Genomic DNA, 25,165 nt, shown 5'->3' with positions numbered 1-25,165 from the left:
TTTCACGACCGGCGGGCTGGAATGCAAACCAATGTGGGAGGAGGCTTGCCAGTCAGTTAAGGCTTTTTGTAGGAGCGAGCTTGCTCGCGAAAAACTCACAGGCGCCGCGTTCATTCAGGAAGCACGCGTTATCGTTGACGTTTTTCGCGAGCAAGCTCGCTCCTACAGGAGGCGATGTACGCTTAACTGACTGGCATTAGGGCAAGCCCCCTCCCACATTTTTTGATCGAGCAGGACTCAGAAATCGCGCTTGTAGAAGATGTCGAGGGAACTGGCCACGCCACTCGCCACTTCCAGGTACACCTTTTTGCTCAGCAGGTAGCGCAAGGCAATGGTGCTGGCCGGTTCGAACACCCCTACCCCGTAACGCAGGCTGAGTTTCTCGGTGATCTTGCCACTGGCCACCACTGCCGTATTGTTGCCGCTGCCCTGGGTGTCGAGGTCGAAGTCGCGAATCCCCAGTTTGTTGGCAAGATCCGAGGTGACCCCGGCGCTGCCCATCAGGCCCAGGCCGAGGGCGGCCTGGGCAAGCATGTTGTTGTCTTCGCCGGTAGAGCTCAGCGGACGGCCCAGCACCAGGTAGGACAGTGCCTGTTCCTGGCTCATGGCCGGTTCCGAGAAGATCTGCGTGGTGGGCTGCTCGGCGCTGCCGCTGAGGCGGATACCGGCGACTACATCGTCGGTCTTGCGGATCGCTTCGATATCCAGGTACGGCTGGTCGAGCGGCCCGGCGAACAGCAGGCGTGCGCGGCGCACATCCAGGCGCTGGCCATAGGCGCGGTAGCGACCGTCGTTGAGCCACAGCTCGCCACGGGTGTCCATGTTGTCGCCGATGTGCACATGGCCCTGCACCTTGGCGGTGAGGCCGAAGCCCGAGAAGTTGAGCTGGTCCTCGCCCACCGCCACGTCGATATCCATGGCCATGGCCATCGGTGGCTTGCCCTCTTCGGTCTGGCTGCCGACGATCACGGTGTCATCCGAGACCTTGACCGTCGAAGGCGGCAGTTCGCGCACGGTGATGTCGCCGCGCGGGATCCGCACCTTGCCGGCAATCGCCAGTTTGTCGTTCTTCAGGCTGATCTTCAGGTCCGGGGCCACTTCGAGCACCGCATAGGGCTCCACCGTGACCGGCAGTTGCGAGCCTTGCAGGCTGAGGTCCACCACCAGGGCCTGGCCCCAGTCGATCTGGCCCTTGAGGCTGCCCTGCCCGGCCTTGCCACTGCGCCATGCGCCGTTCAACTGCACGCTTTCACCGGCAATCAGCGCCTGCACGTTCAGGCCTTCAAGGCTGATGGGCAGCTCCGGCCCGGAGACTTCGCCGCCCACCAGGTTGACGTTACCGTTGACCTGCGGCGCCAGCAGGCCACCGGCGATCCGACCGCTGCCGTTGAGCTTGCCGCTGAGTTTCTCGACCATCGGCACAAACGGCCGCGCCACGGCGAGATCCAGACCGGTCAGGCTGAAATTGCCGCTGATCGGCTTGTTTTTCGGCAATGGGTTGATCTGCGCCTGCAACAGCAACTCGCCGAGCTTGCCGCCTCGGAAGTTCAGCTGGGTGTCGATACGCTTGGGGTTGAGGGTGGTTTCCAGCTTGAGGGTGTCGTAGGGGAAATCCAGCCACTGGTCCTTGTCCTTGACCCGCAGGGTGCCGCCGCTGGCATCCACCGAGACCACGCCTTTGGGGCCGCTGTCGGGCAAGTCGAGTTGGATATCGGCGTTGAGCCTGCCCTGCCAGGCAAAGTCCTTGGGCAGAAACGCCGCCAGGCTATCGATGGGAAATTGCTTGAGGTGGTAGCGCAATTTGGGGTCGGGCATCAGGCGCTGGTCTTCACCGCACAGGCTGGCGGCGCCGGAGATCCAGCAGTGGGCCGCGAAGGTCAACTTGCCGTCGGCCATGCGCTCGATTTTTGCCGGCGCTTGCAGCTTCCAGTCCTGGCCACCCGCCTGCACATCGCCACTGGCCAGGCGACCGCGCCAGTTGCCTTTGTCGAGGTTGCCATCCAGGGCCAGGGCCAGTTTGACCAAGGGGCCGGCCAGGTCGAGTTGGACCTTCTGGCTCCTGATATCGCCCTGAGCGCTGGCGGTGAGCGTGCCAACCTGGGTGTCACCGCTTTGAATGCCGCTGCCCTTGAGGTCGATTTTCCCGCGCTGGGCACTGTCCAGGGTCGCGTCCAGGCGCAGGCTTTGCAGGCGATTATCGGCGAACGCCAGTTGCTGGCCCTTGAGGTCGAGTTTGCCTTGAGGCGCCTTGAGGCTGCCGGCCACGTCGAGTCGGCCATTCACCTGACCACGCAACTGCGGCCACAGCTGGGCCAGGCGCGCCAGCTTGATGTCGATCTGCCCGGCCAGGCGTTGCTGCAGGCTGCCGCTGCCGTTGATGCGGTTGTCGCCCAGGCGGATATCCAGGTTGGCCAGGGTCCATTGCTCGCCCGCGCCTTCGGCCTTGGCCGCCAGCACGGCGGTTTGCCCACGCAGGCGGCCCTTGAGGTCGAGGTCGGCGTTGAGTTTGAGCTGTTCGTTTTTGAATTCACCTTTGCTGCGTAAGGGGCCAGCCAACGTGCCCGGCAATTCCGCCACCCAGTACGCCGGGTTCAGCGCCGACAGGTCCAACGCGGTATCCCAGGCGATGCCATCGGCGAATTGCAGGCTCAGGTGCCCTTCGGCCTTGCCTTGGCCGGCGGTCAGTTTCAGCTCCGGCAGGAAGATTTGCGTGAGGTCGCCACTGAATGGCGTGACCAGATTGAATTTGCCGGCCGGGCCGTCCAGGTCGGCCTTGAGGTTGCCGAGGTAGTTGCCGTCTTTGTAGGAAACCTCACCGTTGAAGGTGCGCAGCACCACCTGTGGCTCGTCGATCAGCGGGTAGAGGCGATGCCAGGGAAAGTCCAGCCAGTCAATCTTGGCCTCGGCGCTGAAGCCTTGTTGCCAGTCCAACTGCGCCGTGAGCTTGAGGCTTTGTTTGTCGCCGGCATTGAGGTCCAGGCCGGCGATCTGCGCGCCCTTGGCGTCGACCTTGCCTTGCAGCAACAGGTCCACCGGGCCTTTTTCCGCCGGCAGTACGGCCTTGCCCAGCAGTTGGTAGCCGCTGCCCAGGTCGCCCTTGGCGGTGAGGTCCAGTTGATTGAGCTGCAGGGTGTCGGGCAGATCGGCACTGGGTTTGAAGCCATCAGCGGTGATATGCACCTGGGCCGGGAGGTTGTCCGCCAGGGGTTGCAGCTCGCCCTTGAGCTTGGCCGGCAGGTAGCCGCTGCTGTCGGCGTCGAGCCTGAGGGTCTTGAGCAGGTCGCCCTCGACCTTGAGCGCCACCGTCCACGGCGCGCCGTCGGGGGCGTAGGGCAGGTTCAGATTGCCGCTGGCGGTCAGCGGCCAGTCGCCGCTGGGTTGCAACAGGCCGTTCAGGTCCAACACCAGGCCATCGCGTTGCAGGTGCACCGCGTCAATCTGCATGCCGGCGGCGGTCCAGTGCGCGGTCAGTTGCAGGCCTTTGAGTTCTTCGCTGCCGTTAAACAGCAGGCTGCCGACGCGAACGTCGCCCAACTGAATGGAAACCGGCAACCTCAGGTCCGGCAATTGAATCGGTCCGCTGCTCTCTTCAGTGCTCGGTGCAAAGTCCAGGCGGACTTGCTCCACGTCCAAGCGATTGATGCACAGGGTCATGCGCAGCAGGCACGCGGGCGACCAGTCAAACGTCGGCGCATCGAGTTCGACGCGACTGCCGTCCTGCGCCCACAACAGATGATCGGCGCGCCACTGGCCGCCCAGACGGCCGTGGAAATTCTCTACGCTCAAACCCGGTACACGCCCCAGCGCCCAGCGACTGCCGGCCTGGGTACCGACGACCGCCCACAGGGCCAGCAACAGCACGACAAGGATGGCCAACACGACCAGCCCCGCTATTTTCACACCACGCATCACAGCTCAGGTCCCATGGAAAAGTGCAATCGAACACCGCCCGGGTCTTCCAGGGCATGGGCCAGGTCCAGGCGGATCGGCCCGACCGGCGAGACCCAGCGGATGCCGACACCCACACCGGTCTTCAAGCTGGGCAACTCCAGGGAGTTGAACGAGTTGCCCTGGTCGATAAAGGTCGCAATCCGCCATTTTTCGGCGATGGAATATTGATACTCGGCACTCAGGGCCACCATGTAGCGGCCGCCGATACGGTCGCCCCGGTCATTCTCCGGCGACAGGGTCTGGTACTCGTAGCCGCGCACACTCTGATCACCACCGGCGAAGAACCGCAGCGATGGTGGCACCGACTTGTAGCCGTTGGTGGCACTGCCGCCGACCTGGGCCCGCGCCAAGAAGCGGTGGTTGTCCCACAGGGTGGTCAGGCCCTTGACCATGGCCGTGCCGTACAGCAGGTTGGTGTCGGAGCCCAGCCCCTCCTTCGCCACCTTGCTGTCGAATTGCAGGCGGTAGCCGTTGTGGGGGTCGATGCGGTTATCACTGCGCAGGTAGGAATAACTCACACCCGGCATCACCAGGTTACTGAGGCCCGAGTCATTGCCCAGGCGGTATTCTTCGCGCTGGTATTTGAGCGAGATCACCCGGGTCCAGCCACTGGGCAACTTGCTGTGCCATTCGGGCCCGAGGGTGAGCAATTTACTCAAGGTGTCGGTGTTGGCGATTTCTTCATTCTGATAACCGCCGGCGAAACGCAGTTTATCGGTGAGCGGCGGGTCCAGCGGGATGTCGTACCACAGCCCGACGTTCTGCCGAGGCGCCGACAGTTCAGCTTCCCAGCCATAGCTGTGGCCCTGGGGATTGACCCAGTGGCGCGTCCAGTTGGCCTTGCCGCGCGGGCCGACGTCGGTGGAGAAACCCAGGCCCAGGCCCATGGTGCGTGGCTTGCGGGTCTCCAGGTTGACGGCCACCGGGATCACGTCATTGGCCGAAGCCGCAGGCGCGGCGTCGACGCGCACGCCTTCGAAAAAGCCGCTGGCTTGCAGGTTCTGGTTGAGTTCGGCGATCAGTTCGGAATCGTAGGGGGCGCCACTTTTAAACGGCACCATGCGTTGCAGCAGCTCTTCGTCAAACGGCGTATCGCCGGCAAAGCTGACCTTGCCCAAGGTGTAGCGCGGGCCGCTGTCATAGATGAGTTCGATATCGGCGACACCGGCCTGGGGGTCTACCGAGAGTTTCTGGTGAGTGAAACGCCCGCTGAAAAAGCCGTAGCGCGAGGCCTGGTTCTGGATCAGACGCTTGGCGTCTTCGTAGTGGCCGTGGTTGAGCACGGCGCCGGATTTCAGGTCGTCGCTGGCGGGCACGCGAAAGGCCTTGAGGTCCGCGGCCGGGCCGTCGACCCGAATGGTCACGTTGCGCAGATGCACCGGTTCGCCGGGGTCGATGGTGAGGATCAGGCGCGGGTTCTTGCCGCCCTTCACATCGCTTTCGATCCGGGGCTGATAGAAACCTAAAGCCTGGGCGGCTTTGCGCGCCTGCTCTTCGGCCCCACGGCTGAACCGCAGCAAGGCCTCTTCGTCACGCTCGCCCACCCCGCCGATATAGCCTTCGATGTTGGCTTTCAACGCGTCGTTTTTTGGCTTGATCCGCACGTCCAATTCGCTTTGCGCGAATGCGCCGCAGCTTGTGAACAGCAGAACCAAGCCGCTGGTAAATCTTCCTGGAAACTTCATAGGCGCGGATGCTACACGAGCTGGGGAGAAACTTAGAACTCAGAGGATTCTGAAAAATTCTGCGCTAAGCCGTTGCAGCATGTAACACCTGCGGATTGGGGTGGAAAAATACGTGTTCCAGAATCGGTCCTACCGCCACTTCGCCGATCTCCTCATAGCCCTGGCGTTTGTAGAACTCCAGATAGCGCGAATTCCCCGTGTCCAACACCACACCGGACGAATGCGGGTCTTCAGCGCACCAGTTGTGTACCGCCTCCAGCAGCTGTTCACCGTAGTGCTTGCCCTGGAATTGCGGATGAATGCCCAATAGCGGTAACACATGCACCGACTCGTTGGGCAGGCAGGCCATCACCGCATAGTGGTAGTCCAGGTAGCGCCGGGTACCGCGCACGCCGGTGCTCAGCCACATGCGCAATTGCCAGGCCCAGCTTTCGGTAATCCCCAGGCGTCGCTGCGGTGGCGCGATCAGCGCGATGCCGATCAGGCGGTCGTTGACGAACAGGCCGATGGCGGGAAGTTTCTGGAAGAAATGCTGCTTGACCAGTTCGCGCACCGTGGCACGTACCCGTTGTTCATAACCTGCGCGTTCCGCCTCGAAGATGTAGGCAAACGTCGGCTCATGCCGATAGGCCTGGTACAGCAGCGAGCGGGCTTCGCGGGAGTAGCCGCTGTTGAGCAGGCGAACTTCGCCAATGGCAGTGTCAGTCATACAGTCAATCTCCCTGGGCGCCACTCAATAGATGGCGTTCTTATGGGTACGAACCTACGCAGCACCAGTCGTTCCCAGACATTAGCAGTGCATCTGTCCTACCGCCACGCTGGCCCCCGTCCGACTTGTCCGCTAGCATCGCCCTTTTGCCAGACTGGACCGCCGACCATGAAAATCGTCTCCTTCAATATCAACGGGCTGCGCGCCCGCCCTCATCAGCTGGCGGCACTGATTGAAAAACACCAACCCGACGTGATCGGCCTGCAGGAAACCAAGGTCCACGACGACCAGTTCCCCCTGGCCGAAGTGCAGGCCCTGGGCTATCACGTGTACTACCACGGCCAAAAAGGCCACTACGGTGTAGCGCTGCTCTCGCGCAAAGAAGCCTTGAGCGTGCACAAGGGCTTTGCCAGCGATGAAGAAGACGCCCAGCGCCGCTTTATCTGGGGCACCTTCGCCGATGAAAATGGCCAGCCGGTGACCATCATGAACGGCTATTTCCCACAAGGTGAAAGCCGCGACCACCCGACCAAGTTCCCGGCCAAGCAGCGCTTCTACGCAGATTTGCAGCACCTGCTGGAAAGCCAGTTCAGCAACGACCAGGCCCTGGTGGTGATGGGCGATGTGAACATTTCCCCGGAGGACTGCGACATCGGCATCGGTGCCGACAACGCCAAGCGCTGGCTGAAAACCGGCAAGTGCAGCTTCCTGCCTGAAGAGCGCGAGTGGATGGCGCGCCTGAAGAACTGGGGCCTGGTGGACAGCTTCCGCCACCTCAACCCCGATGTGGCCGACCGTTTCAGCTGGTTCGACTACCGCAGCCGTGGGTTCGAGGATGAGCCCAAGCGTGGGCTGCGCATTGACGTGATCATGGCCTCCAATGGCTTGCTGGCGCGGGTCAAGGATGCCGGCGTGGATTACGACCTGCGGAGCTTGGAGAAACCGTCTGACCATGCGCCGATCTGGCTTGAACTGAGCTGATCCCCTTGACTGTGTACTCGGGCCAAATGTAGGAGGGGGCTTGCCCCCGATCGCGGTGTATCAGTAACAGATAGGCTGACTATCAGTCACATTATTGAAATCCAAGTGACTTAATCTCGCGGCACTCCCTTTGGCTTGAGAAGGTGCCGGCATGATGCTGCGCGTTCTGTTCCTGTTGTGTAGCGCGTTTTCCCTCTGCGTCGTGGCTGCCCCCCTCCCCGTTCCCGACCAAGGCCCGGCTTTGCGCATCCAGGGCTCCAACACCATTGGCGCGGCGCTGGGGCCGGCGTTGGTCAAGGGGTTGATGGAGCATCAGGGCCTGCAGGCGGTGCACAGCGAACCGGCCGAGGGCGCCAATGAACAGCGCGTGATCGGCAAGACACGCCAGGGCAGGACGGTGACCGTCGAGGTGGCGGCCCATGGTTCCAGCACGGGGTTTGCCGCGCTGAAAAACGCCAGCGCCGACCTGGCCGCCTCGTCCCGGCCGATAAAAGACAGCGAACTGGTGGACCTCGAACCGCTCGGCGACCTGAAAAGCCCCGAGGCCGAACAGGTGATCGCCATCGACGGCCTGGCCATTATCCTCAACCCGCGCAACCCGCTGAATACGTTGAACACCGAGCAACTGGCGCAGATTTTCAACGGCGAAATCAACACCTGGGAAGCATTGGGCGGGATCGGCGGCGCCATTCACCTGTATGCGCGGGATGATCAATCCGGCACCTATGACACCTTCAAGGACTTGGTGCTGCGCCTGCGCGGCAAGCCCCTGGCCGCGTCTGCCAAGCGCTTCGAGTCCAGCGAAGCGTTGTCCGATGCGGTGAGCCGGGATCCCCAGGGCATCGGTTTTATCGGCTTGCCTTACGTGCGCCAGGCCAAGGCGGTGGCGATTGTCGATGGCGACTCGCAACCGATGTTGCCGTTGAACAGCCTGATTGCCACCGAGGATTACCCGCTGTCACGCCGTCTGTTCTTCTACCTGCCGCCCTCCTCCAGCAACCCGTGGGCCAAGGCCCTGGTGGACTTTGCCCAGAGCAGCAAAGGCCAGGCGATTGTGGCGGCCAATGGGTTTATTGCGCAGCAGGTGCAGGCGATGACGGTGGAGCCGCGCCCTTCGATGCCCGACGATTACCAGGCGATTGCCCGTGACGCCCAGCGTTTGAGCGTGAATTTTCGCTTCGAGGAAGGCAGCGCCAGCCTGGACAACAAGGCGCGCCAGGATGTGCAGCGCGTCGTGGCCTATATAAAGAGCCACAACCAACTCGACAAGCAGGTAACGCTGGTGGGATTCGGCGATGCCAAGAATGACCCGCAACGGGCCGCGCTGCTCTCGAAGCTGCGGGCGATGGCGGTACGCCGGGAGCTGGTCAAGAACGGCGTGGTATTGCGCGATATTCGCGGCTTCGGCGCACAGATGCCGGTGGCGGCGAATACGGCGGATGAGGGGCGGATCAAGAATCGGCGGGTGGAGGTTTGGGTGTACTGAGGCCTTAGCCTTGCGGTGTTCGGAATGGCCTCATCGGGGTGCCCCCTCCCACATTTTGATTTGGGAATACATTCAAAGTGTGGGACGGGCTTGCCCCCGATTGCAGGCGACGCGGTGTTACTGCCCGCCGCGCATCAACTCTTTAGGCACATACTTGCCGATCTCGAACTTGCCGATGGCCGCGCGGTGCACTTCGTCCGGGCCGTCGGCCAGGCGCAGGGTGCGTTGCATGGCGTACATGTAGGCCAGCGGGAAGTCGTTGGAGACGCCGGCGCCGCCGTGGATCTGGATCGCGCGGTCGATGACCTTCAACGCCACGTTCGGCGCCACCACCTTGATCTGGGCGATTTCACTTTTCGCCACTTTATTGCCCACGGTGTCCATCATGTACGCCGCCTTCAACGTCAGCAGGCGCGCCATGTCGATTTCCATCCGTGAGTCGGCGATCTTGTCGATGTTGCCGCCCAGGCGCGCCAAAGGCTTGCCGAACGCGGTGCGGCTGACCGAGCGTTTGCACATCAGTTCCAGCGCGCGCTCGGCCATGCCGATGGAGCGCATGCAGTGGTGGATACGGCCGGGGCCAAGGCGGCCTTGGGCAATCTCGAAGCCTCGGCCTTCACCCAGCAGTACGTTTTCGTATGGCACGCGGACATTGTCGAACAGCACTTCGGCGTGGCCGTGGGGCGCATCGTCGTAGCCGAACACCGGCAGCGGGCGTACGATTTTCACGCCGGGGGCGTCCACCGGCACCAGGATCATCGAGTGCTGCTGGTGGCGCGGTGCATCCGGGTTGCTCAGGCCCATGAAGATCAGGATCTTGCAGCGCGGGTCGCAGGCGCCGGAGGTCCACCATTTCTTGCCGTTGATCACCCACTCGTCGCCCTGGCGCTCGGCGCGGGCGGCCATGTTGGTGGCATCCGAGGAGGCGACATCGGGCTCGGTCATGGCGAAGGCCGAACGGATCTCACCGCGCAGCAGCGGCTCGAGCCAGCGTTGTTTCTGCTCTTCGTTGGCGTAGCGCACCAGCACTTCCATGTTGCCGGTGTCGGGGGCGGAGCAGTTGAACGGTTCCGGCCCCAGCAGCGAGCGGCCCATGATCTCGGCCAGGGGGGCGTATTCAAGGTTGGTGAGGCCGGCGCCCAGTTCGGACTCGGGCAGGAACAGGTTCCACAGGCCTTCGGCTTTCGCCCGGGCCTTCAGCTCTTCCATGATGGCGGTGGGCTGCCAGCGGTCGCCTTCGCTGACCTGGCGTTCGAACACCGGCTCGGCCGGGTAAACGTAAGCGTCCATGAACGCTGTAACACGTTCACGCAGTTCCTGAACCTTGGGCGAATAGGCGAAATCCATGAGCAGCTCCCTTCTTTGAGAGGTTGTTTAGGTCATGCAATCGATGCTAGAACAGCGTTGATAATTTACCTAGCCTATTCTCGGCGTGTATTAACATTCATCACCGATATATGATCGACGTATGAGCACGTAACAAATCGCCACCTAATAATAAGAGCGCAACCCAATGAATCTGAGCAAGGTCGACCTCAACCTCTTTATCGTCTTCGACGCGATCTACACCGAAGCCAACCTGACCCGCGCCGGGCAGATTGTCGGCATCACCCAGCCGGCGGTGTCCAACGCCCTGGCGCGCCTGCGCGAGACGTTCAACGACCCGCTGTTCGTGCGCACCGCCCAAGGCATGGTGCCCACGCCGATGGCGCAGAACATCATCGGCCCGGTGCGCAATGCGCTGTCGTTGCTGCGGGTGTCGGTGCAGGAAAGCCGCATCTTCAACCCGCAGCAGGCGGCCAAGACCTACCGCATCAGCATGACCGACCTCACCGAAGCGGTGATTCTGCCGCTGCTGTTCCAACGCCTGCGCCGCCTGGCGCCCACCGTGGTGATCGAGAGTTTCCTCTCCAAACGCCGCGAGACCACCAAGGAACTGGCAGCCGGGCGCCTGGATTTTGCCGTGGACGCGCCGCTCAACACCGACCCGCAGGTACGCCACGTCAAGCTGATGGAAGACCGCTACGTGTGCGCCATGCGCAAGGGCCATCCCATGGCGGGCAAGGACAAGTTCACCCTGGATGACTACCTGTCGCTGACCCATATCCATATCTCCAGCCGCCGCAACGGCTTGGGCCATGTCGACCTGGCCCTGGGCAAGATGGGCATCCAGCGCAAGATCGCCCTGCGCTCCCAGCATTACCTGATGGCCTCGCAAGTGTTGCAGCAGACCGACATGGTCATGACCGTGCCCGAACGTTTCGCCCGCCGCCATGAGCTGCATTGGTTCAACCTGCCGGTCAACGACGTGCCACCGGTGGAAACCCACCTGTACTGGCACGAAAGCACCGACCAGGACCCGGCTAACCGCTGGATGCGCGAACAGATGATCGAGTTGTGCCAGCAAGTCACCGCCCACGAGAAGAAGCTGGACAAACAACAGGCCTGAGGCTGAAGAGCGCCCCCTGTGGCAGGGGGCTTGCCCCGATGGGCTGCGCAGCGGCCCTTGACGTTTACGTCAACCTGCCATTAGCTTAGCGCCAAGACCTTCTTGAGCGCCCCCATGAGCACGACCTACAGCATCTCCGACCTCGCCCGCGAGCTCGACATCACCACCCGCGCCATTCGCTTCTATGAAGAACAAGGCCTGCTGGCCCCGGAACGCCGGGGGCAGGAGCGCATTTATTCGGCGCGGGACAAGGTCAGCCTCAAGCTGATCCTGCGGGGCAAACGCATCGGTTTTTCCCTGGCCGAGTGCCGTGAGCTGATCGAACTCTACGACCCCACCGGCGGCAACCAGATCCAACTCAACAGCATGCTGGCCAAGATCGCCGAGCGCCGTGAGCAGTTGGAACAGCAACTGCTGGATATCGAACAAATGAAGCTGGAGCTGGACACCGCCGAAGAGCGTTGCACCCAGGCCCTGGCGCAAACCATGGGCCAGGTTGGCCATTGATCAGAAGGTAGCTGCCATGTCCCTCCCCTCCCATGTGCGCCTGGTGGAAGTCGGCCCGCGCGACGGCTTGCAGAACGAAGCCCAGCCCATCAGCGTGGCCGACAAGGTCCAATTGGTGGATGCCCTCAGCGCGGCGGGCCTGAGCTATATCGAAGTCGGCAGTTTTGTCTCGCCCAAGTGGGTGCCGCAAATGGCCGGTTCCGCCGACGTGTTCGCGCAGATCCAGCGCAAGCCCGGCGTAACCTACGGCGCGCTGGCGCCAAACCTGCGTGGTTTCGAGGACGCGCTGGCGGCGGGCGTGAAGGAAGTGGCGGTGTTTGCCGCAGCCTCCGAGGCGTTTTCCCAGCGCAATATCAACTGTTCCATCAGCGAAAGCCTGGAGCGTTTTGCGCCGATCATGACGGCGGCCAGGCAGCACGGCATCACCGTGCGTGGCTATGTGTCCTGTGTGCTGGGTTGCCCTTACGAAGGTGAGATTGCGCCGGAACAGGTGGCGGCGGTCGCGCGGGAGTTGTATGCCATGGGCTGCTACGAGGTGTCCCTGGGCGACACCATCGGCACCGGCACGGCAGGCACCACGCGGCGGCTGTTCGAGGTGGTCGGCGCGCAGGTGCCACGGGACAAACTGGCGGGCCACTTCCATGACACCTATGGCCAGGCCATCGCCAATATCTATGCCGGCCTGCTGGAAGGCATCACGGTATTCGACAGCTCTATTTCAGGCCTCGGCGGCTGCCCCTATGCCAAGGGCGCCAGCGGTAACGTCGCCACCGAAGATGTGCTGTACCTGCTCAATGGCCTCGGGATCGACACCGGCATCGACCTGGACGCATTGATTCGCGCGGGCCTGCAAATCAGCCATGTCCTCGGCCGCCCTACCGGCTCGCGCGTAGCCAAGGCGCGGACAGCCGGTTGAGTAGCGTAGCCGTGACAATGTGTTACCGCACGGCTACACATCGAGTAACACGGGAACATATTTTGTCGTATTTTCTGTAGGCCAAACCCTACTTAAAAATTAACTTATTGATTTTAAATGGATTTTAAAAGTTGGCACGCCTTCTGCTATCTCTATGGCATAACAAGAATAAAAAGCGCCAAACCTAATAAAAATAAGACGAAACGACTCTGACATAACAAAAACAACACGGCAGAGACGCAGCTAACAGATTTTTTTGGAGAAGATGTGCTTCGCAGGGTACGGCATGCCGAAACCCGCAACCGGTTAGAGAAAAATAAAACTACCTCAGGTAGCTACCCACTGGTTGGATCGTTAACGAAGAAGCAGATCAGCGCTCAAAAAAATACGTTTGCTCTTGACCCCGGATGGGGGTCGCCAAAAACAGCGGTAAAGGGTAACGGTTGCCAAAAACAACAATAGACCGCCCCTCAATAATAAAAAAAGAGCACGCAACGACAAATTAAAGGGGACCTTCAGGTCCCCTTTGTGCTTTCTGGCCTTTAACCCTGCCCTGCCCCCAGCTCTTCGATCGAGATCTCGCGCATGCGGAATTTCTGGATCTTGCCCGTCACCGTCATCGGAAACTCCTCCACGAACTTGAAGTACCTGGGCGTCTTGAAGTGCGCGATGCGGCCCTTGCACCAGGCCTGCAGCTCCAGTTCGCTGGCCACATGGCCGGGATGCAACTTGACCCAGGCCACGATCTCCTCGCCGTAACGCTCGTCCGGAATGCCGATGACCTGCACATCGGCCACCGCCGGATGGGTGAAGAAAAACTCTTCCACCTCGCGCGGGTACACGTTTTCGCCACCGCGAATGATCATGTCCTTGTTGCGCCCGGCGATGCACACATAGCCGTGGGCATCCATGGTGGCCAGGTCGCCGGTGTGCATCCAGCCCGCAGCGTCGATGGCCTCGCGGGTGCCGTCGGGGTTGTTCCAGTAGCCGAGCATCACGCTGTAGCCACGGGTGCACAGTTCGCCGACCTGGCCACGGGGCAGCGTGTTACCGGCTTCATCGATGATCTTGCTTTCCAGTTGCGGCTGGGTGCGGCCGACGGTGGTCACGCGACGCTCCAGATCGTCATCCGCGCCGGTTTGCAGGGACACGGGGCTGGTCTCGGTCATGCCGTAGGCAATCTGCACCTCGCCCATGTGCAATTCGCCGATGACCCGGCGCATCACCTCGATGGGGCACGTGGCGCCGGCCATGATGCCGGTACGCAGGGTGGACAGCTCGAACTCGCCCCGGCGTGGGTGATCAAGCAAGGCAATAAACATCGTGGGCACGCCGTACAGGCCAGTGGCACGTTCTTCGGCGACGGCGGTGAGGGTCAGCAGCGGATCGAAGCCGTCATTCGGGTAGATCATGGTGGTGCCATGGGTAATGCAGCCCAGGTTGCCCATCACCATGCCGAAGCAGTGGTACAGCGGCACCGGGATCACCAGGCGGTCCTGCGCGGTGAGGCCCAGGCTTTCGCCGACCATATAGCCGTTATTGAGGATGTTGTGATGACTGAGGGTGGCGCCCTTGGGGAACCCCGTGGTGCCGGAGGTGTACTGGATATTGACGGCTTGATCGAAGTGCAGGCTGGCCTGACGGCTGTGCAGCTGCTCGGGCGGCAGGCCCGCACTGAGGGCCGCCAGTTCCGACCAGGGCAGGAAGCCCGGGGGCGGGCTGGGGTCGAGGCTGATCATGCCGCGCAGATCAGGCTGCAATGCCTGCAACATCGCGTGGTAGTCGGAGGTCTTGAACGCGCCGGCGCACACCAGCCACTCGCAGCCGGACTGCTTGAGCACGTAGTCCAGTTCACTGCTGCGGTACGCCGGGTTGATATTGACCAGGATCACACCAATCTTGGCGCTGGCGATCTGGCTGATGCACCACTCGGCGCAATTGGGCGCCCAGATGCCCAGGCGATCGCCGGTCTGCATACCCAAGGCCAGGAACGCGCGGGCGTGCACATCGACGGTCTCGGCCAGTTGCCGCCAGGTGTAGCGACGCTGCTGATGGCGCACCACAAGGGCTTCGCCATCGGGGTATTGCGCCACGGTGTGATCGAAGGCCTGGCCAATGGTCATGGCCAGCAAGGCCTTGTCCTGGGAGCCACGGCTGTAGCTCGGATGCAGTTGATCCATAACGACCCCTGTTGTCTTTTTTGTAGGTTGACGTAAACGTAAACTACGATTGACAGCACCGTAACGCAAGCTTACGTTAACGTAAAGGTGAGCGCCCTTCCCTGGCGCGCCATCCACACAACAACAAAGCTCACATTAAGGTGCCTGTCCATGAGTTACCCGTCCCTGAACTTCGCCCTCGGTGAAACCATCGACATGCTGCGCGACCAGGTGCAGTCCTTCGTGGCCAAGGAAATCGCGCCCCGTGCGGCACAGATCGACATCGACAACCTGTTCCCCGCCGACCTGTGGCGCAAGTTCGGGGATATGGGCCTGCTGGGCATCACCGTACCGGAAGAATACGGCGGCGCCGGCCTGGGCTACCTGGCCCACGTGGTGAGCATGGAAGAAATCAGCCGTGGCTCGGCGTCGGTGGCGTTGTCCTACGGCGCACACTCCAACCTGTGTGTGAACCAGATCAACCGCAACGGTACTCACGAACAGAAACTCAAGTACCTGCCCAAACTGATCAGCGGCGAACACGTCGGCGCCCTGGCCATGAGCGAACCCAACGCCGGTTCCGATGTAGTCTCGATGAAACTGCGCGCCGACAAACACGGCGACCACTACGTGCTCAACGGCAGCAAGACCTGGATCACCAACGGCCCCGACGCCAGCACCTATGTGATCTACGCCAAGACCGACCTGGAAAAGGGCCCACACGGCATCACCGCGTTTATCGTCGAGCGCGACTGGAAAGGCTTCAGCCGCAGCAACAAGTTCGACAAGCTCGGCATGCGTGGCTCCAACACCTGCGAGCTGTTTTTCGATGACGTCGAAGTGCCGGAAGAAAACATCCTCGGCGTGCTCAACGGCGGTGTGAAAGTGCTGATGAGCGGCCTCGATTACGAGCGCGTGGTGCTGTCCGGCGGCCCCACCGGGATCATGCAGGCGTGCATGGACCTGATCGTGCCCTACATCCACGATCGCAAGCAGTTCGGCCAAAGCATCGGCGAGTTCCAGCTGATCCAGGGCAAGGTCGCCGACATGTACACCCAGCTCAACGCCAGCCGCGCCTACCTCTACGCGGTGGCCCAGGCCTGCGAACGCGGTGAAACCACGCGCAAGGATGCGGCCGGGGTGATCCTGTACAGCGCCGAACGCGCCACGCAAATGGCCCTCGACGCGATCCAGATCCTCGGCGGCAATGGCTACATCAATGAATTCCCCGCCGGGCGCCTGCTGCGGGACGCCAAGCTGTATGAAATCGGCGCCGGCACCAGTGAGATTCGGCGGATGCTGATCGGTCGCGAACTCTTCAACGAAACCCGCTGAAGGAGCGCCCCATGGCCACCTTGCACACCCAGCTCAACCCACGCTCAGCGGAGTTCGCCAGCAACAGCGCGGCGATGCGCCAACAGGTCGACGCCCTGCATACCCTGCTCGCCCACGTGCAGCAAGGCGGCGGCGCCAAGGCCCAGGAACGCCACACCTCACGCGGCAAACTGCTGCCGCGCGAGCGCATCAATCGCCTGCTGGACCCGGGCTCGCCGTTCCTTGAACTCAGCCAACTGGCCGCCCATCAGGTGTATGGCGAAGACGTGCCGGCCGCCGGCGTGATCGCCGGCATCGGCCGCGTGGAAGGCGTCGAATGCATGATCGTCGCCAACGACGCCACGGTAAAAGGCGGCTCCTACTACCCGCTCACGGTGAAAAAACACCTGCGCGCCCAGACCATCGCCGAGCAGAACCGTCTGCCGTGCATCTACCTGGTGGACTCCGGCGGCGCCAACCTGCCGCGCCAGGATGAAGTGTTTCCCGACCGCGAACACTTCGGGCGGATCTTCTTCAACCAGGCCAACATGAGTGCCCAGGGCATCCCGCAGATCGCCGTGGTGATGGGCTCGTGCACCGCCGGTGGCGCCTACGTGCCGGCCATGGCCGACGAAGCGATCATGGTGCGCAACCAAGCCACCATCTTCCTGGCCGGCCCGCCGCTGGTAAAGGCCGCTACCGGTGAAGTGGTCAGTGCCGAAGACCTCGGCGGTGCCGATGTGCACTGCAGGATATCCGGCGTGGCCGACCACTATGCCGACAGTGACGAACACGCCCTGGCCCTGGCCCGCCGCAGCGTGGCCAACCTCAATTGGCGCAAGCAGGGCCAATTGCTGCAACGCACGCCCGTGGCGCCGCTGTACAGCAGCGAAGAGCTCTACGGCGTGATCCCGGCCGATGCCAAGCAGCCGTTCGATGTACGCGAAGTGATCGCACGGCTGGTGGATGGCTCGGTGTTCGATGAGTTCAAGGCGCTGTTCGGCACCACCCTGGTGTGCGGCTTCGCGCATGTGCACGGCTACCCGATTGCGATCCTGGCGAACAACGGGATTCTGTTCGCCGAAGCCGCGCAAAAAGGCGCGCACTTTATCGAGCTGGCCTGCCAACGCGGGATTCCCCTGCTGTTCCTGCAGAACATCACCGGGTTTATGGTCGGCCAGAAATACGAAGCCGGTGGCATCGCCAAGCACGGCGCCAAGCTGGTGACCGCGGTGGCGTGCGCCAAGGTGCCGAAATTCACGGTGATCATCGGCGGCAGCTTCGGCGCCGGCAACTACGGCATGTGCGGCCGCGCCTATGATCCGCGCTTTTTGTGGATGTGGCCCAACGCGCGGATTGGCGTGATGGGCGCCGAACAGGCTGCGGGCGTGCTGGTGCAGGTCAAGCGTGAGCAGGCTGAACGGGCAGGCGTCGGCTTCAGCGCTGAAGAGGAAGCGGCGATCAAGCAGCCGATCCTCGACCAGTACGAAACCCAGGGTCACCCTTATTACTCCAGCGCACGCCTGTGGGACGACGGCGTCATCGACCCGATGCAGACCCGCGATGTGCTGGCCCTGGCCTTGTCCGCCGCGCTGAATGCCCCCATCGAGCCGAGCCGCTTCGGCGTGTTCCGCATGTAACCTGTAGGAGCGAGCTTGCTCGCGAAGGTCGTTAACGATAACGCGAGCATTCTGGATGAACGCGTTGCCTGGACGTTTTTCGCGAGCAAGCTCGCTCCTACAGGAGACCTCTCATCATCATGGAGCTCCTTGCATGAGCGATTTCAACACCCTCGAACTGATCACCGACAGCCGTGGCTTTGCCACGCTGTGGCTCAGCCGAGAAGCCAAGAACAACGCGTTCAACGCCGAGATGATCCGCGAACTGATCATCGCCCTCGACCATGTGCAAGGTGATGCGTCCCTGCGTTTCCTGGTCCTGCGGGGGCGTGGCAGGCACTTCAGCGCCGGTGCCGACCTGGCCTGGATGCAGCAGTCGGCCGAGCTGGATTACCACACCAACCTGGACGACGCCCGCGAACTGGCGGAGCTGATGTACAACCTGGCCAAGCTGAAAATCCCGACCCTGGCAGTAGTGCAAGGCGCGGCCTACGGTGGCGCGCTGGGCCTGATCAGTTGCTGCGACATGGCCATCGGCGCCGATGACGCGCAGTTTTGCCTGTCGGAAGTGCGCATCGGCCTGGCCCCGGCCGTGATCAGCCCGTTCGTGGTGCAGGCCATCGGCGAACGGGCGGCGCGGCGCTATGCCCTGACCGCCGAGCGCTTTGGCGGCCAGCGTGCACGGGAAATCGGCCTGCTGGCGGAAAGCTACCCGATTGGCGAACTGGACCAACAGGTGGAACAGTGGATCACCCACCTGCTGCATAACAGCCCGGCGGCGATGCGCGCCAGCAAGGACCTGCTGCGTGAAGTCGGTAACGGCGCGCTCACCCCTGCCCTGCGCCGCTATTGCGAAAATGCCATTGCACGCATCCGTGTCAGCGCCGAAGGCCAGGAAGGTTTGCGCGCTTTTTTGCAAAAACGCCCACCCAGCTGGCAACCCCAGGAGCCGCGTTCATGAGCACGCTGACCACCATACTGGTGGCCAACCGCGGCGAGATTGCCTGCCGGGTGATGCGCACCGCCAAGGCCATGGGCCTGACCACCGTGGCGGTGCATAGCGCCGTCGACCGTGATGCGCGACACAGCCGCGAGGCGGATATTCGTGTCGACCTGGGGGGCAGCAAGGCCACCGAGAGCTACCTGCAAATCGACAAACTGATCGCCGCCGCCCAGGCCAGCGGTGCCCAGGCCATTCACCCAGGCTACGGCTTCCTGTCGGAAAACGCCGGGTTTGCCCGTGCGATCGAGGCGGCGGGCCTGATCTTCCTCGGGCCGCCCGCCTCGGCCATCGACGCCATGGGCAGTAAGTCCGCCGCCAAGGCCCTGATGGAAACCGCCGGCGTGCCCCTGGTGCCTGGGTATCACGGCACAGAGCAGGACCTGGAAACCTTCCGCGCCGCCTGTGAGCGCATCGGCTATCCGGTACTGCTCAAAGCCACGGCCGGCGGCGGCGGCAAGGGCATGAAGGTGGTGGAGGATGTCAGCCAGCTCGCCGACGCCCTGGCCTCGGCCCAGCGTGAGGCGCTGTCGTCCTTCGGCAATGGGCAGATGCTGGTGGAGAAATACCTGCTCAAGCCACGCCACGTAGAGATCCAGGTGTTTGCCGATCAGCATGGGCATTGCCTGTACCTCAATGAGCGGGATTGCTCGATCCAACGCCGCCACCAAAAGGTCGTCGAGGAAGCCCCGGCACCGGGGCTGAGCGTTGCACAGCGCAAGGCCATGGGCGAAGCGGCGGTGCGTGCGGCCCAGGCCATCGGTTATGTCGGTGCGGGCACGGTGGAGTTCTTGCTGGATGCGCGCGGCGAGTTTTTCTTCATGGAGATGAACACCCGGCTGCAGGTGGAACACCCGGTCACCGAAGCGATTACCGGCCTGGACCTGGTGGCCTGGCAGATTCGCGTCGCCCAGGGCGAGGCGCTGCCGATCACCCAGGAGCAGGTGCCGCTGATCGGCCATGCGATTGAAGTGCGTTTGTACGCCGAAGACCCGGCCAACGACTTCCTGCCCGCCACCGGGCACCTGGCGCTGTATCGCGAGTCCGGGCCGGGCCCGGGGCGCCGCGTGGACAGTGGTGTCGAGCAAGGAGACGACGTGTCGCCGTTCTACGATCCGATGCTCGGCAAGCTGATTGCCTGGGGTGAAGACCGTGAACAGGCACGCCTGCGGTTGCTGAGCATGCTCGACGAGTTTGCCGTGGGTGGGCTGAAGACCAACCTGGGCTTCCTGCGGCGCATTATTGGTCATCCGGCATTTGCGGCGGCCGAGTTGGATACCGGATTCATTCCGCGCTATCAGGAGGATCTGCTGCCGGTGGCCGGGACGCTGAGCGATGCGTTCTGGCAGGCTGCGGGTTCGGCCTTCATGCAGAGCTTGCCTGCGGGTGACGGGCCATGGGCGGACACACGTGGATTCCGTGCGGGGCTGCCCGCCGAGGTCTCGCTGCACTTGAGCTGCAATGGCCAGGACCGCCTGGTGACACTGGCCGCCGGCGCCGCGACATTGCAGGGCGAACAGTTAGTGATCGAACACCAGGGCGTCCGTCGTTCACATCTGGCAGTGCGCAACGAGCACACGGTTTTCCTGCGTTGGGACGGCGAGATGCAGGGCGTGAGCCTGTTCGATCCGATTGCCGCAGTCGAGGCCAGCCAGTCGCACCAGGGCGGCCTCACGGCACCGATGAACGGCAGCATCGTGCGGGTACTGGTGGACGTCGGCCAAACGGTCGAGGCCGGCACGCAACTGGTGGTGCTCGAGGCGATGAAGATGGAGCACAGTATCCGCGCGCCCCAGGCCGGGGTAGTCAAGGCGCTGTTCTGCCAGGAGGGCGAAATGGTTGCCGAAGGGTGTGCGTTGGTGGAGCTCGAAACGGAGGACTAGAACTTCACCGTGGCCTGCACGACGACGCCGAGGATGCGGCAATCAGCGGTGAACAGCAGTTTCGGGTAGGTGGGGTTGAGCGGCACCAGGTAGAGCTGGCCGCTCTCTTCCAGCAACTGGCGGAAGGTCGCCTGGGTGCTGGCGGCCCGTTGGGCAACTACCAGTTTGCCGGGTTCGGCGGCGATGGCCGGATCTACCAGGATCATCATCCCCGCTGCGATGCTCGGGCCGCTGAGCGCGGTCATGGCGTCACCTGTCACCGGCAGCCAGAAGGCGTCCCCCCGGGCGTGGTAATCCGTCGGTTCGAAGCGTGCGGCACCATAGGCCGGGCGCTCTTCGCGAATGTCACACAGGCCTTTCCACTCGCTGACCGGGTAGCGAAAATACGCCGTGTACTGTCTTGCCGGATCTACGACCTCGTCGGCCTTCTCACGCAGCTCCTGCACCACTTCCAGGTCGCCCAGCCCCAACTCTGCCAGCACCCGGTTCATATCCGCCAGGCTCGGCACGCGGCGCTTGTTGAGCCAGTGGCCAACGCCACCCTGGGACATGCCCAAGCGTTCAGCCAACTCACCCTGGGTGACCTTGCGGTCTTTCATGTTGGCCTTGACCAACGCTATCCATTTATCCATGGCCGCCGACAATACGTCAGTCAGTTTCCAGGGCAATAAACAGTTTGTAGTAATCCATAAAACGACATAAATACGATACGTACTATCATCGAGCATAAGGTTTTCGACACCCACCCAGAGTACCGCCCCTTATGACGACGAGCCCGTACCCCCTGCCTGAAACACCCGAAAACGATGACGTTCAAGGCCTGCGCAGCAGCGGTGCTGCCCAGCGTGCCTTGGACTTCTACTTGAAAGAAAATATGTCAGCACCCGTCCCGGATGACAGCTTTTTCGCCATCAAGCCCGGCATCAGCCAGGAGGAAGCCCTGGTGCACGCCTCGGACCTGTTGCGCAGTGCCGCCGCCACGGCCTACGAATCAGCGAGCAGCCATAAGGGCAACCAGCGCGACCTGGCGTTTTCCGTGGTGTATTTGATTGATATGGCGAAGGCGATGGTCGAGCGGTCGTTGCGGGCACCGGAGGTTCGGGCGAACGGATAACAGCCGCGAAAGAAAAATATTTCTATCCCATGGATAAAAACATTTGACTTGCAAATGATAATGATTATTATTGGACCCAGCTGATCGCGAGATCAGTCGATAGACCAAGGGACCTTAGGTCGGACTCTTGGAATATCTCCTCATCAGGCTAATCACGGTTTTTGACCCGGCTCTTTGGCCGGGTCTTTTTTTGCCAGTTTCCCTGGCATGGCTTCAGGCTAATGAAGACTGTGTGTTGCTTGATGGCGCGCATGGTAGCAAAAGACCATCGCCAAAAGAAAGCCAGTCCAGTGCTCCAGCGCACATCTCTGCGAAATAGCGCTTGAGAATCAATCTCATAGATTCTAAGCTGCGGCGGCGTCACGGACGACGCCCCCCTCCCCGCAACAATTTTGCATCCAGGCTTTACCAAACTCCTGTGTAATATAGCCGCCACAACACTCATATTCAGGCAACCAGACTATGACCGTGGCCTTGACCTCCATCAAGATCAGCACCGACTTCGACAGTGGCAATATCCAGGTGCTCGACGCCAGCGACGCCTACCAGCTGCTGCTGGCCATCCAACCCGATACCCGCAGCCACCATTACCAATGGTTCCACTTCAAAGCCGAAGGCATGCACGTGGGCCACACCCATAACTTTCGCCTGAGCAACGCCGGTGGCTCTTCGTATAAGCACGCCTGGAGCGGCTATAACGCTGTCGCGTCCTATGATCACGTCAACTGGTTCCGAGTCCCCACGCGCTTTGACGGCGAGATCCTGCACATCAGCCTAGAAACCCGTGAGAAGCATGCCTGGTTGGCCTACTTCGAGCCCTACAGCCGCGAACGCCACGACTGGCTGATCGACCAGGCCCTGAAGTACGCCGGCACCCAACTGCTGGCCACCGGCAAAAGTGTCGAGGGCCGCGATATTCAACTGTTGCGACGTGGCAAAGGCGGCGAAGGCCGACGCAATGTCTGGATCATTGCCCAGCAGCACCCCGGCGAACACATGGCCGAATGGTTCATGGAGGGCATCATCGAACGCCTGCAACAGGATGGCGATGCCGAGATGAAAAAGCTCCTGGCCGTTGCCGACCTGTACCTGGTGCCGAACATGAACCCCGACGGCGCCTTCCACGGTCACCTGCGCACCAACGCCATGGGCCAGGACCTCAATCGCGCCTGGCAAAGCGCCAGCCAGGAGATCAGCCCGGAAGTGCTGTTCGTGCAACAGCAAATGCAGCAGTACGGTGTCGACCTGTTCCTCGATATTCACGGCGACGAAGAAATCCCCTACGTGTTCACCGCTGCCTGCGAAGGCAACCCCGGCTACACCCCGCGTATCGAAGCGCTGGAAAAACGCTTTCGCAGCCATTTGAGTTCGCTGACCCGTGACTTCCAAACCACCCACGGCTACACCCGCGACTTGCCGGGCGAAGCCAATATGACCCTGGCCTGCAATGCCGTCGGCGAGCAATACGACTGCCTGTCCCTGACCCTGGAAATGCCGTTCAAGGACAACGATGACGCCCCCAACCCGAAAACCGGTTGGTCAGGCGAACGCTCCAAACAGCTGGCCAAGGACGTCTTGAGCACCGTGGCCGATATCGTCACGGTCCTGCGCTAACGCCCCTGGCCCCCGGCATCAGTCCTTGGTGCCGGTCATGCTCTGCAACACACCATCGCGCCGAATCAACCCATGGAACAGCGCCGCCGCCAGGTGCAGCAGTACCGTCAGGAACAGCAGGTAGGCCAGATACCCATGGGCCTTGCGCAATAGCGCAAACAGCGGCGCATCCGCCGCCACCAGCGCCGGCAACTGCACCGAACTGCTGAGCATCACCGGGTCGCCCGCCGCCGAAATCATCGCCCAGCCCAGCAGCGGCAATACCAGCATCAACCCATACAAGACCAGATGGGACGCCTTGGCCGCCAGCACTTGCCACAGCGGTAAGTCAGACGGCAACGGCGGCTGGCGGGTGGAGAAGCGCACCGCCAGGCGCACGATCACCAGCACCAGGATCGCGATCCCCAGCGGCTTGTGCAGGTGGATCAACCACTCATGCCGCTCCGACACTGACGCCGCCAGGCCTGCGCCGATAAACAACATGGCGATGACCATCAGCGCCATCAACCAGTGCAGCAGGCGCGCCAGGAGCGCAAAAAACCGCGGTTGGGCATTCATGGCTTCGACTCCGCTGGGGCACTGTGCAAGGGGCTGACTTCACCGGCACGGCGCAGGTAAGAACTGGCATATGCCGCCGAACGTGCAGCCAGCAGCGGGTCATTGGAGGCTTCGATGCCGCTGGGCAAGATCAACGGATCGAAATTGATGTCGCGACAATCGCCGTCGGCCTGGGGCTGGCTGCTTTGCAGCACCAGGGTGCCGGCATTCAACACCTTGTGCTCACCGGTCCAGGGTTTGCTCGCGTCCTCCAGCGGGTCGCCGGGGTTGGCCAGGGTCATGTTCAACTGCCAACGCAACGGCCCTGTGGCCAGGCGTTGCACCAGGTCTTTCTCCAGAAAGTCGGCGCCCATCGGTGCGGTCTCCCCCTTTGCATCCTGACTCTGGGGCACTACGCCCCAACGCACGGCCTGGCGCTTGCCCTCGGCACTCACCAAATAAAACGCGTTGATACCGTTATAGGTTTCGGTCGCATAACTGGCCGATGGCCTGGCCGTCTTGACCCACGCCAGGAATGGCGCCGCCTCAGGGTGTGCGGCAAAAAACGCCGGCATATTCGCCGGGTTCGGCTTGCCGGTGGCCGGGTCCGGCGCGCCGGCCTTGAGCATCTGGTAGAACGCCTCGGGCGTGCCCACCGGGAACACCGGCATGCTGTTCATGCCGGTACGCCATTGCTGGCCGTTGGCCAGGCTGAACTGCACGGCAAAGCTGCGGATCGGTACACTGCTGTCCGGCGCATAGGGGTTGCCGCTGGGCAGGGCGAAGCGGCCGATCAATGGGGTCCTGGCCGCGCTGAACACCTGGGCGCGGGAGTAGGCACGCGCCTCGGCACTGCTTTCGAAGTACCCGGCCACGCACACGCCCTTGGCATGGTTACGCCGGAATCCAGGGTGCACGCCGTTGTTGGTTTCCAGGGCATTGACCAGGGTTTTCGGACGCAGGCGTTGTGGGTCGAGGCTGCCGTTGACGTAGGCAAATGCCCCGGCCATAACCGCAACCACGGCACCAATTCCCGCAAGTCGTGCGATCAGGCTCGCCGTGCTTAACGGGGGACGTGGCGGTGATGAGTGATCTACCATGAACAGACTCCAGGGCCTGAAGGCCTTTGGGGGTAACCATAAGGTCGGAGCATTAAGACGAACGCCGATCCGCTCTATTCCCAGGCCCTGGATTTATTTTCCACGGCCGGGAATAACCGTTCACGCCGGACGTCTCTCTAG

The 25,165-nt window shown here is 62.2% G+C and carries 19 protein-coding genes; 11 read left to right on the top strand and 8 right to left on the bottom strand.

Annotated features, from left to right (window positions below; all coding sequences use genetic code 11):
* Positions 1–237: 237 nt before the first annotated feature.
* From PspCFBP13509_RS13365 to PspCFBP13509_RS13355, 3 genes are all read right to left on the bottom strand, one after another.
* Positions 238–3,909 (bottom strand): translocation/assembly module TamB domain-containing protein, encoded by a 3,672-nt coding sequence (locus PspCFBP13509_RS13365; RefSeq protein ID WP_137212165.1) that lies wholly within the window; start codon positions 3,907–3,909, stop codon positions 238–240.
* Positions 3,909–5,636, bottom strand: coding sequence for an autotransporter assembly complex protein TamA (locus PspCFBP13509_RS13360; protein ID WP_108572655.1), 1,728 nt, complete (start codon positions 5,634–5,636; stop codon positions 3,909–3,911). The genes PspCFBP13509_RS13365 and PspCFBP13509_RS13360 overlap by 1 nt, the downstream gene beginning before the upstream one ends.
* Positions 5,637–5,700: 64 nt before the next feature.
* Positions 5,701–6,345 (bottom strand): GNAT family N-acetyltransferase, encoded by a 645-nt coding sequence (locus tag PspCFBP13509_RS13355; RefSeq protein ID WP_027606279.1) that lies wholly within the window; start codon positions 6,343–6,345, stop codon positions 5,701–5,703.
* Positions 6,346–6,513: 168 nt separating this feature from the next.
* On the opposite strand from PspCFBP13509_RS13355, the gene xthA reads away from it, so the two are divergent.
* Both xthA and PspCFBP13509_RS13345 read left to right on the top strand, forming a co-directional pair.
* A complete protein-coding gene (gene xthA / locus PspCFBP13509_RS13350) occupies positions 6,514–7,326 on the top strand; it encodes an exodeoxyribonuclease III (RefSeq protein ID WP_065924116.1) in 813 nt (270 codons plus the stop codon).
* Positions 7,327–7,477: 151 nt separating this feature from the next.
* Positions 7,478–8,812, top strand: a complete 1,335-nt coding sequence (locus PspCFBP13509_RS13345) for a substrate-binding domain-containing protein (RefSeq protein ID WP_137212164.1) — start codon at positions 7,478–7,480, stop codon at positions 8,810–8,812.
* 117 nt (positions 8,813–8,929) lie between these two features.
* Here PspCFBP13509_RS13345 and PspCFBP13509_RS13340 read toward each other — a convergent pair whose 3' ends face one another.
* Entirely contained in the window at positions 8,930–10,159 is a 1,230-nt protein-coding gene (locus PspCFBP13509_RS13340) for an acyl-CoA dehydrogenase (protein WP_027606276.1), read from the bottom strand.
* Between the two features lie 166 nt (positions 10,160–10,325).
* Here PspCFBP13509_RS13340 and PspCFBP13509_RS13335 point away from each other — a divergent pair, with 166 nt between their 5' ends.
* The 3 genes from PspCFBP13509_RS13335 (at position 10,326) to PspCFBP13509_RS13325 (ending at position 12,684) form a co-directional block, all read left to right on the top strand.
* Positions 10,326–11,261, top strand: a complete 936-nt coding sequence (locus PspCFBP13509_RS13335; protein WP_027606275.1) for a LysR family transcriptional regulator — start codon at positions 10,326–10,328, stop codon at positions 11,259–11,261.
* A 114-nt stretch (positions 11,262–11,375) separates the two neighbouring features.
* A complete protein-coding gene (locus PspCFBP13509_RS13330) occupies positions 11,376–11,768 on the top strand; it encodes a MerR family transcriptional regulator (RefSeq protein WP_027606274.1) in 393 nt (130 codons plus the stop codon).
* A 16-nt stretch (positions 11,769–11,784) separates the two neighbouring features.
* Positions 11,785–12,684, top strand: a complete 900-nt coding sequence (locus PspCFBP13509_RS13325; protein ID WP_137212163.1) for a hydroxymethylglutaryl-CoA lyase — start codon at positions 11,785–11,787, stop codon at positions 12,682–12,684.
* Between the two features lie 542 nt (positions 12,685–13,226).
* On the opposite strand, the gene PspCFBP13509_RS13320 is transcribed toward PspCFBP13509_RS13325, so the two are convergent.
* On the bottom strand, positions 13,227–14,864 hold the full coding sequence (locus tag PspCFBP13509_RS13320; protein WP_137212162.1) for an AMP-binding protein: 1,638 nt from the start codon (positions 14,862–14,864) through the stop codon (positions 13,227–13,229).
* A gap of 150 nt (positions 14,865–15,014) precedes the next feature.
* Between PspCFBP13509_RS13320 and PspCFBP13509_RS13315 the strand changes: the two genes are divergently transcribed.
* From PspCFBP13509_RS13315 to PspCFBP13509_RS13295, 4 genes are all read left to right on the top strand, one after another.
* Positions 15,015–16,178, top strand: coding sequence for an isovaleryl-CoA dehydrogenase (locus tag PspCFBP13509_RS13315; RefSeq protein ID WP_065924121.1), 1,164 nt, complete (start codon positions 15,015–15,017; stop codon positions 16,176–16,178).
* 11 nt (positions 16,179–16,189) lie between these two features.
* Complete coding sequence (locus PspCFBP13509_RS13310; RefSeq protein ID WP_027606270.1) at positions 16,190–17,797, top strand: carboxyl transferase domain-containing protein; 1,608 nt, start codon at positions 16,190–16,192, stop codon at positions 17,795–17,797.
* Between the two features lie 133 nt (positions 17,798–17,930).
* Positions 17,931–18,737 (top strand): gamma-carboxygeranoyl-CoA hydratase, encoded by an 807-nt coding sequence (locus tag PspCFBP13509_RS13300; RefSeq protein WP_027606269.1) that lies wholly within the window; start codon positions 17,931–17,933, stop codon positions 18,735–18,737.
* Positions 18,734–20,659 (top strand): acetyl/propionyl/methylcrotonyl-CoA carboxylase subunit alpha, encoded by a 1,926-nt coding sequence (locus PspCFBP13509_RS13295; protein ID WP_137212161.1) that lies wholly within the window; start codon positions 18,734–18,736, stop codon positions 20,657–20,659. The genes PspCFBP13509_RS13300 and PspCFBP13509_RS13295 overlap by 4 nt, the downstream gene beginning before the upstream one ends.
* Here the strand turns inward: PspCFBP13509_RS13295 and PspCFBP13509_RS13290 are convergent.
* The gene (locus tag PspCFBP13509_RS13290; protein ID WP_137212160.1) at positions 20,656–21,291 is read right to left on the bottom strand and encodes a LexA family protein; all 636 of its coding nucleotides are present in this window, start codon (positions 21,289–21,291) and stop codon (positions 20,656–20,658) included. The two genes, PspCFBP13509_RS13295 and PspCFBP13509_RS13290, sit on opposite strands and share 4 nt — an antisense overlap.
* Positions 21,292–21,422: 131 nt before the next feature.
* Between PspCFBP13509_RS13290 and PspCFBP13509_RS13285 the strand changes: the two genes are divergently transcribed.
* Positions 21,423–21,773, top strand: coding sequence for a DUF6124 family protein (locus tag PspCFBP13509_RS13285; protein WP_137212159.1), 351 nt, complete (start codon positions 21,423–21,425; stop codon positions 21,771–21,773).
* 462 nt (positions 21,774–22,235) lie between these two features.
* On the top strand, positions 22,236–23,387 hold the full coding sequence (locus PspCFBP13509_RS13280) for a M14 family metallopeptidase (protein ID WP_098479150.1): 1,152 nt from the start codon (positions 22,236–22,238) through the stop codon (positions 23,385–23,387).
* Positions 23,388–23,405: 18 nt separating this feature from the next.
* On the opposite strand, the gene PspCFBP13509_RS13275 is transcribed toward PspCFBP13509_RS13280, so the two are convergent.
* Together PspCFBP13509_RS13275 and PspCFBP13509_RS13270 are read right to left on the bottom strand one after the other, a co-directional pair.
* Positions 23,406–23,945, bottom strand: coding sequence for a cytochrome b (locus tag PspCFBP13509_RS13275; RefSeq protein ID WP_137212158.1), 540 nt, complete (start codon positions 23,943–23,945; stop codon positions 23,406–23,408).
* On the bottom strand, positions 23,942–25,024 hold the full coding sequence (locus PspCFBP13509_RS13270; RefSeq protein ID WP_065948384.1) for a catalase family peroxidase: 1,083 nt from the start codon (positions 25,022–25,024) through the stop codon (positions 23,942–23,944). The genes PspCFBP13509_RS13275 and PspCFBP13509_RS13270 overlap by 4 nt, the downstream gene beginning before the upstream one ends.
* Between the last annotated feature and the right edge of the window lie 141 nt (positions 25,025–25,165).

This window comes from Pseudomonas sp. CFBP13509, from assembly GCF_005233485.1.
Classification (GTDB): Bacteria; Pseudomonadota; Gammaproteobacteria; order Pseudomonadales; family Pseudomonadaceae; genus Aquipseudomonas; species Aquipseudomonas marginalis.
The sequence above is the reverse complement of the archived record's forward strand: the minus strand, read 5'-3'. Positions and strand labels throughout refer to the sequence as shown.

Coding starts and splice junctions, on each gene's coding strand:
- PspCFBP13509_RS13365 (WP_137212165.1), bottom strand. CDS start 3,909: ATGCGTGGTGTGAAAATAGCGGGGCTGGTCGTGTTGGCCATCCTTGTC.
- PspCFBP13509_RS13360 (WP_108572655.1), bottom strand. CDS start 5,636: ATGAAGTTTCCAGGAAGATTTACCAGCGGCTTGGTTCTGCTGTTCACA.
- PspCFBP13509_RS13355 (WP_027606279.1), bottom strand. CDS start 6,345: ATGACTGACACTGCCATTGGCGAAGTTCGCCTGCTCAACAGCGGCTAC.
- xthA (WP_065924116.1), top strand. CDS start 6,514: ATGAAAATCGTCTCCTTCAATATCAACGGGCTGCGCGCCCGCCCTCAT.
- PspCFBP13509_RS13345 (WP_137212164.1), top strand. CDS start 7,478: ATGATGCTGCGCGTTCTGTTCCTGTTGTGTAGCGCGTTTTCCCTCTGC.
- PspCFBP13509_RS13340 (WP_027606276.1), bottom strand. CDS start 10,159: ATGGATTTCGCCTATTCGCCCAAGGTTCAGGAACTGCGTGAACGTGTT.
- PspCFBP13509_RS13335 (WP_027606275.1), top strand. CDS start 10,326: ATGAATCTGAGCAAGGTCGACCTCAACCTCTTTATCGTCTTCGACGCG.
- PspCFBP13509_RS13330 (WP_027606274.1), top strand. CDS start 11,376: ATGAGCACGACCTACAGCATCTCCGACCTCGCCCGCGAGCTCGACATC.
- PspCFBP13509_RS13325 (WP_137212163.1), top strand. CDS start 11,785: ATGTCCCTCCCCTCCCATGTGCGCCTGGTGGAAGTCGGCCCGCGCGAC.
- PspCFBP13509_RS13320 (WP_137212162.1), bottom strand. CDS start 14,864: ATGGATCAACTGCATCCGAGCTACAGCCGTGGCTCCCAGGACAAGGCC.
- PspCFBP13509_RS13315 (WP_065924121.1), top strand. CDS start 15,015: ATGAGTTACCCGTCCCTGAACTTCGCCCTCGGTGAAACCATCGACATG.
- PspCFBP13509_RS13310 (WP_027606270.1), top strand. CDS start 16,190: ATGGCCACCTTGCACACCCAGCTCAACCCACGCTCAGCGGAGTTCGCC.
- PspCFBP13509_RS13300 (WP_027606269.1), top strand. CDS start 17,931: ATGAGCGATTTCAACACCCTCGAACTGATCACCGACAGCCGTGGCTTT.
- PspCFBP13509_RS13295 (WP_137212161.1), top strand. CDS start 18,734: ATGAGCACGCTGACCACCATACTGGTGGCCAACCGCGGCGAGATTGCC.
- PspCFBP13509_RS13290 (WP_137212160.1), bottom strand. CDS start 21,291: ATGGATAAATGGATAGCGTTGGTCAAGGCCAACATGAAAGACCGCAAG.
- PspCFBP13509_RS13285 (WP_137212159.1), top strand. CDS start 21,423: ATGACGACGAGCCCGTACCCCCTGCCTGAAACACCCGAAAACGATGAC.
- PspCFBP13509_RS13280 (WP_098479150.1), top strand. CDS start 22,236: ATGACCGTGGCCTTGACCTCCATCAAGATCAGCACCGACTTCGACAGT.
- PspCFBP13509_RS13275 (WP_137212158.1), bottom strand. CDS start 23,945: ATGAATGCCCAACCGCGGTTTTTTGCGCTCCTGGCGCGCCTGCTGCAC.
- PspCFBP13509_RS13270 (WP_065948384.1), bottom strand. CDS start 25,024: ATGGTAGATCACTCATCACCGCCACGTCCCCCGTTAAGCACGGCGAGC.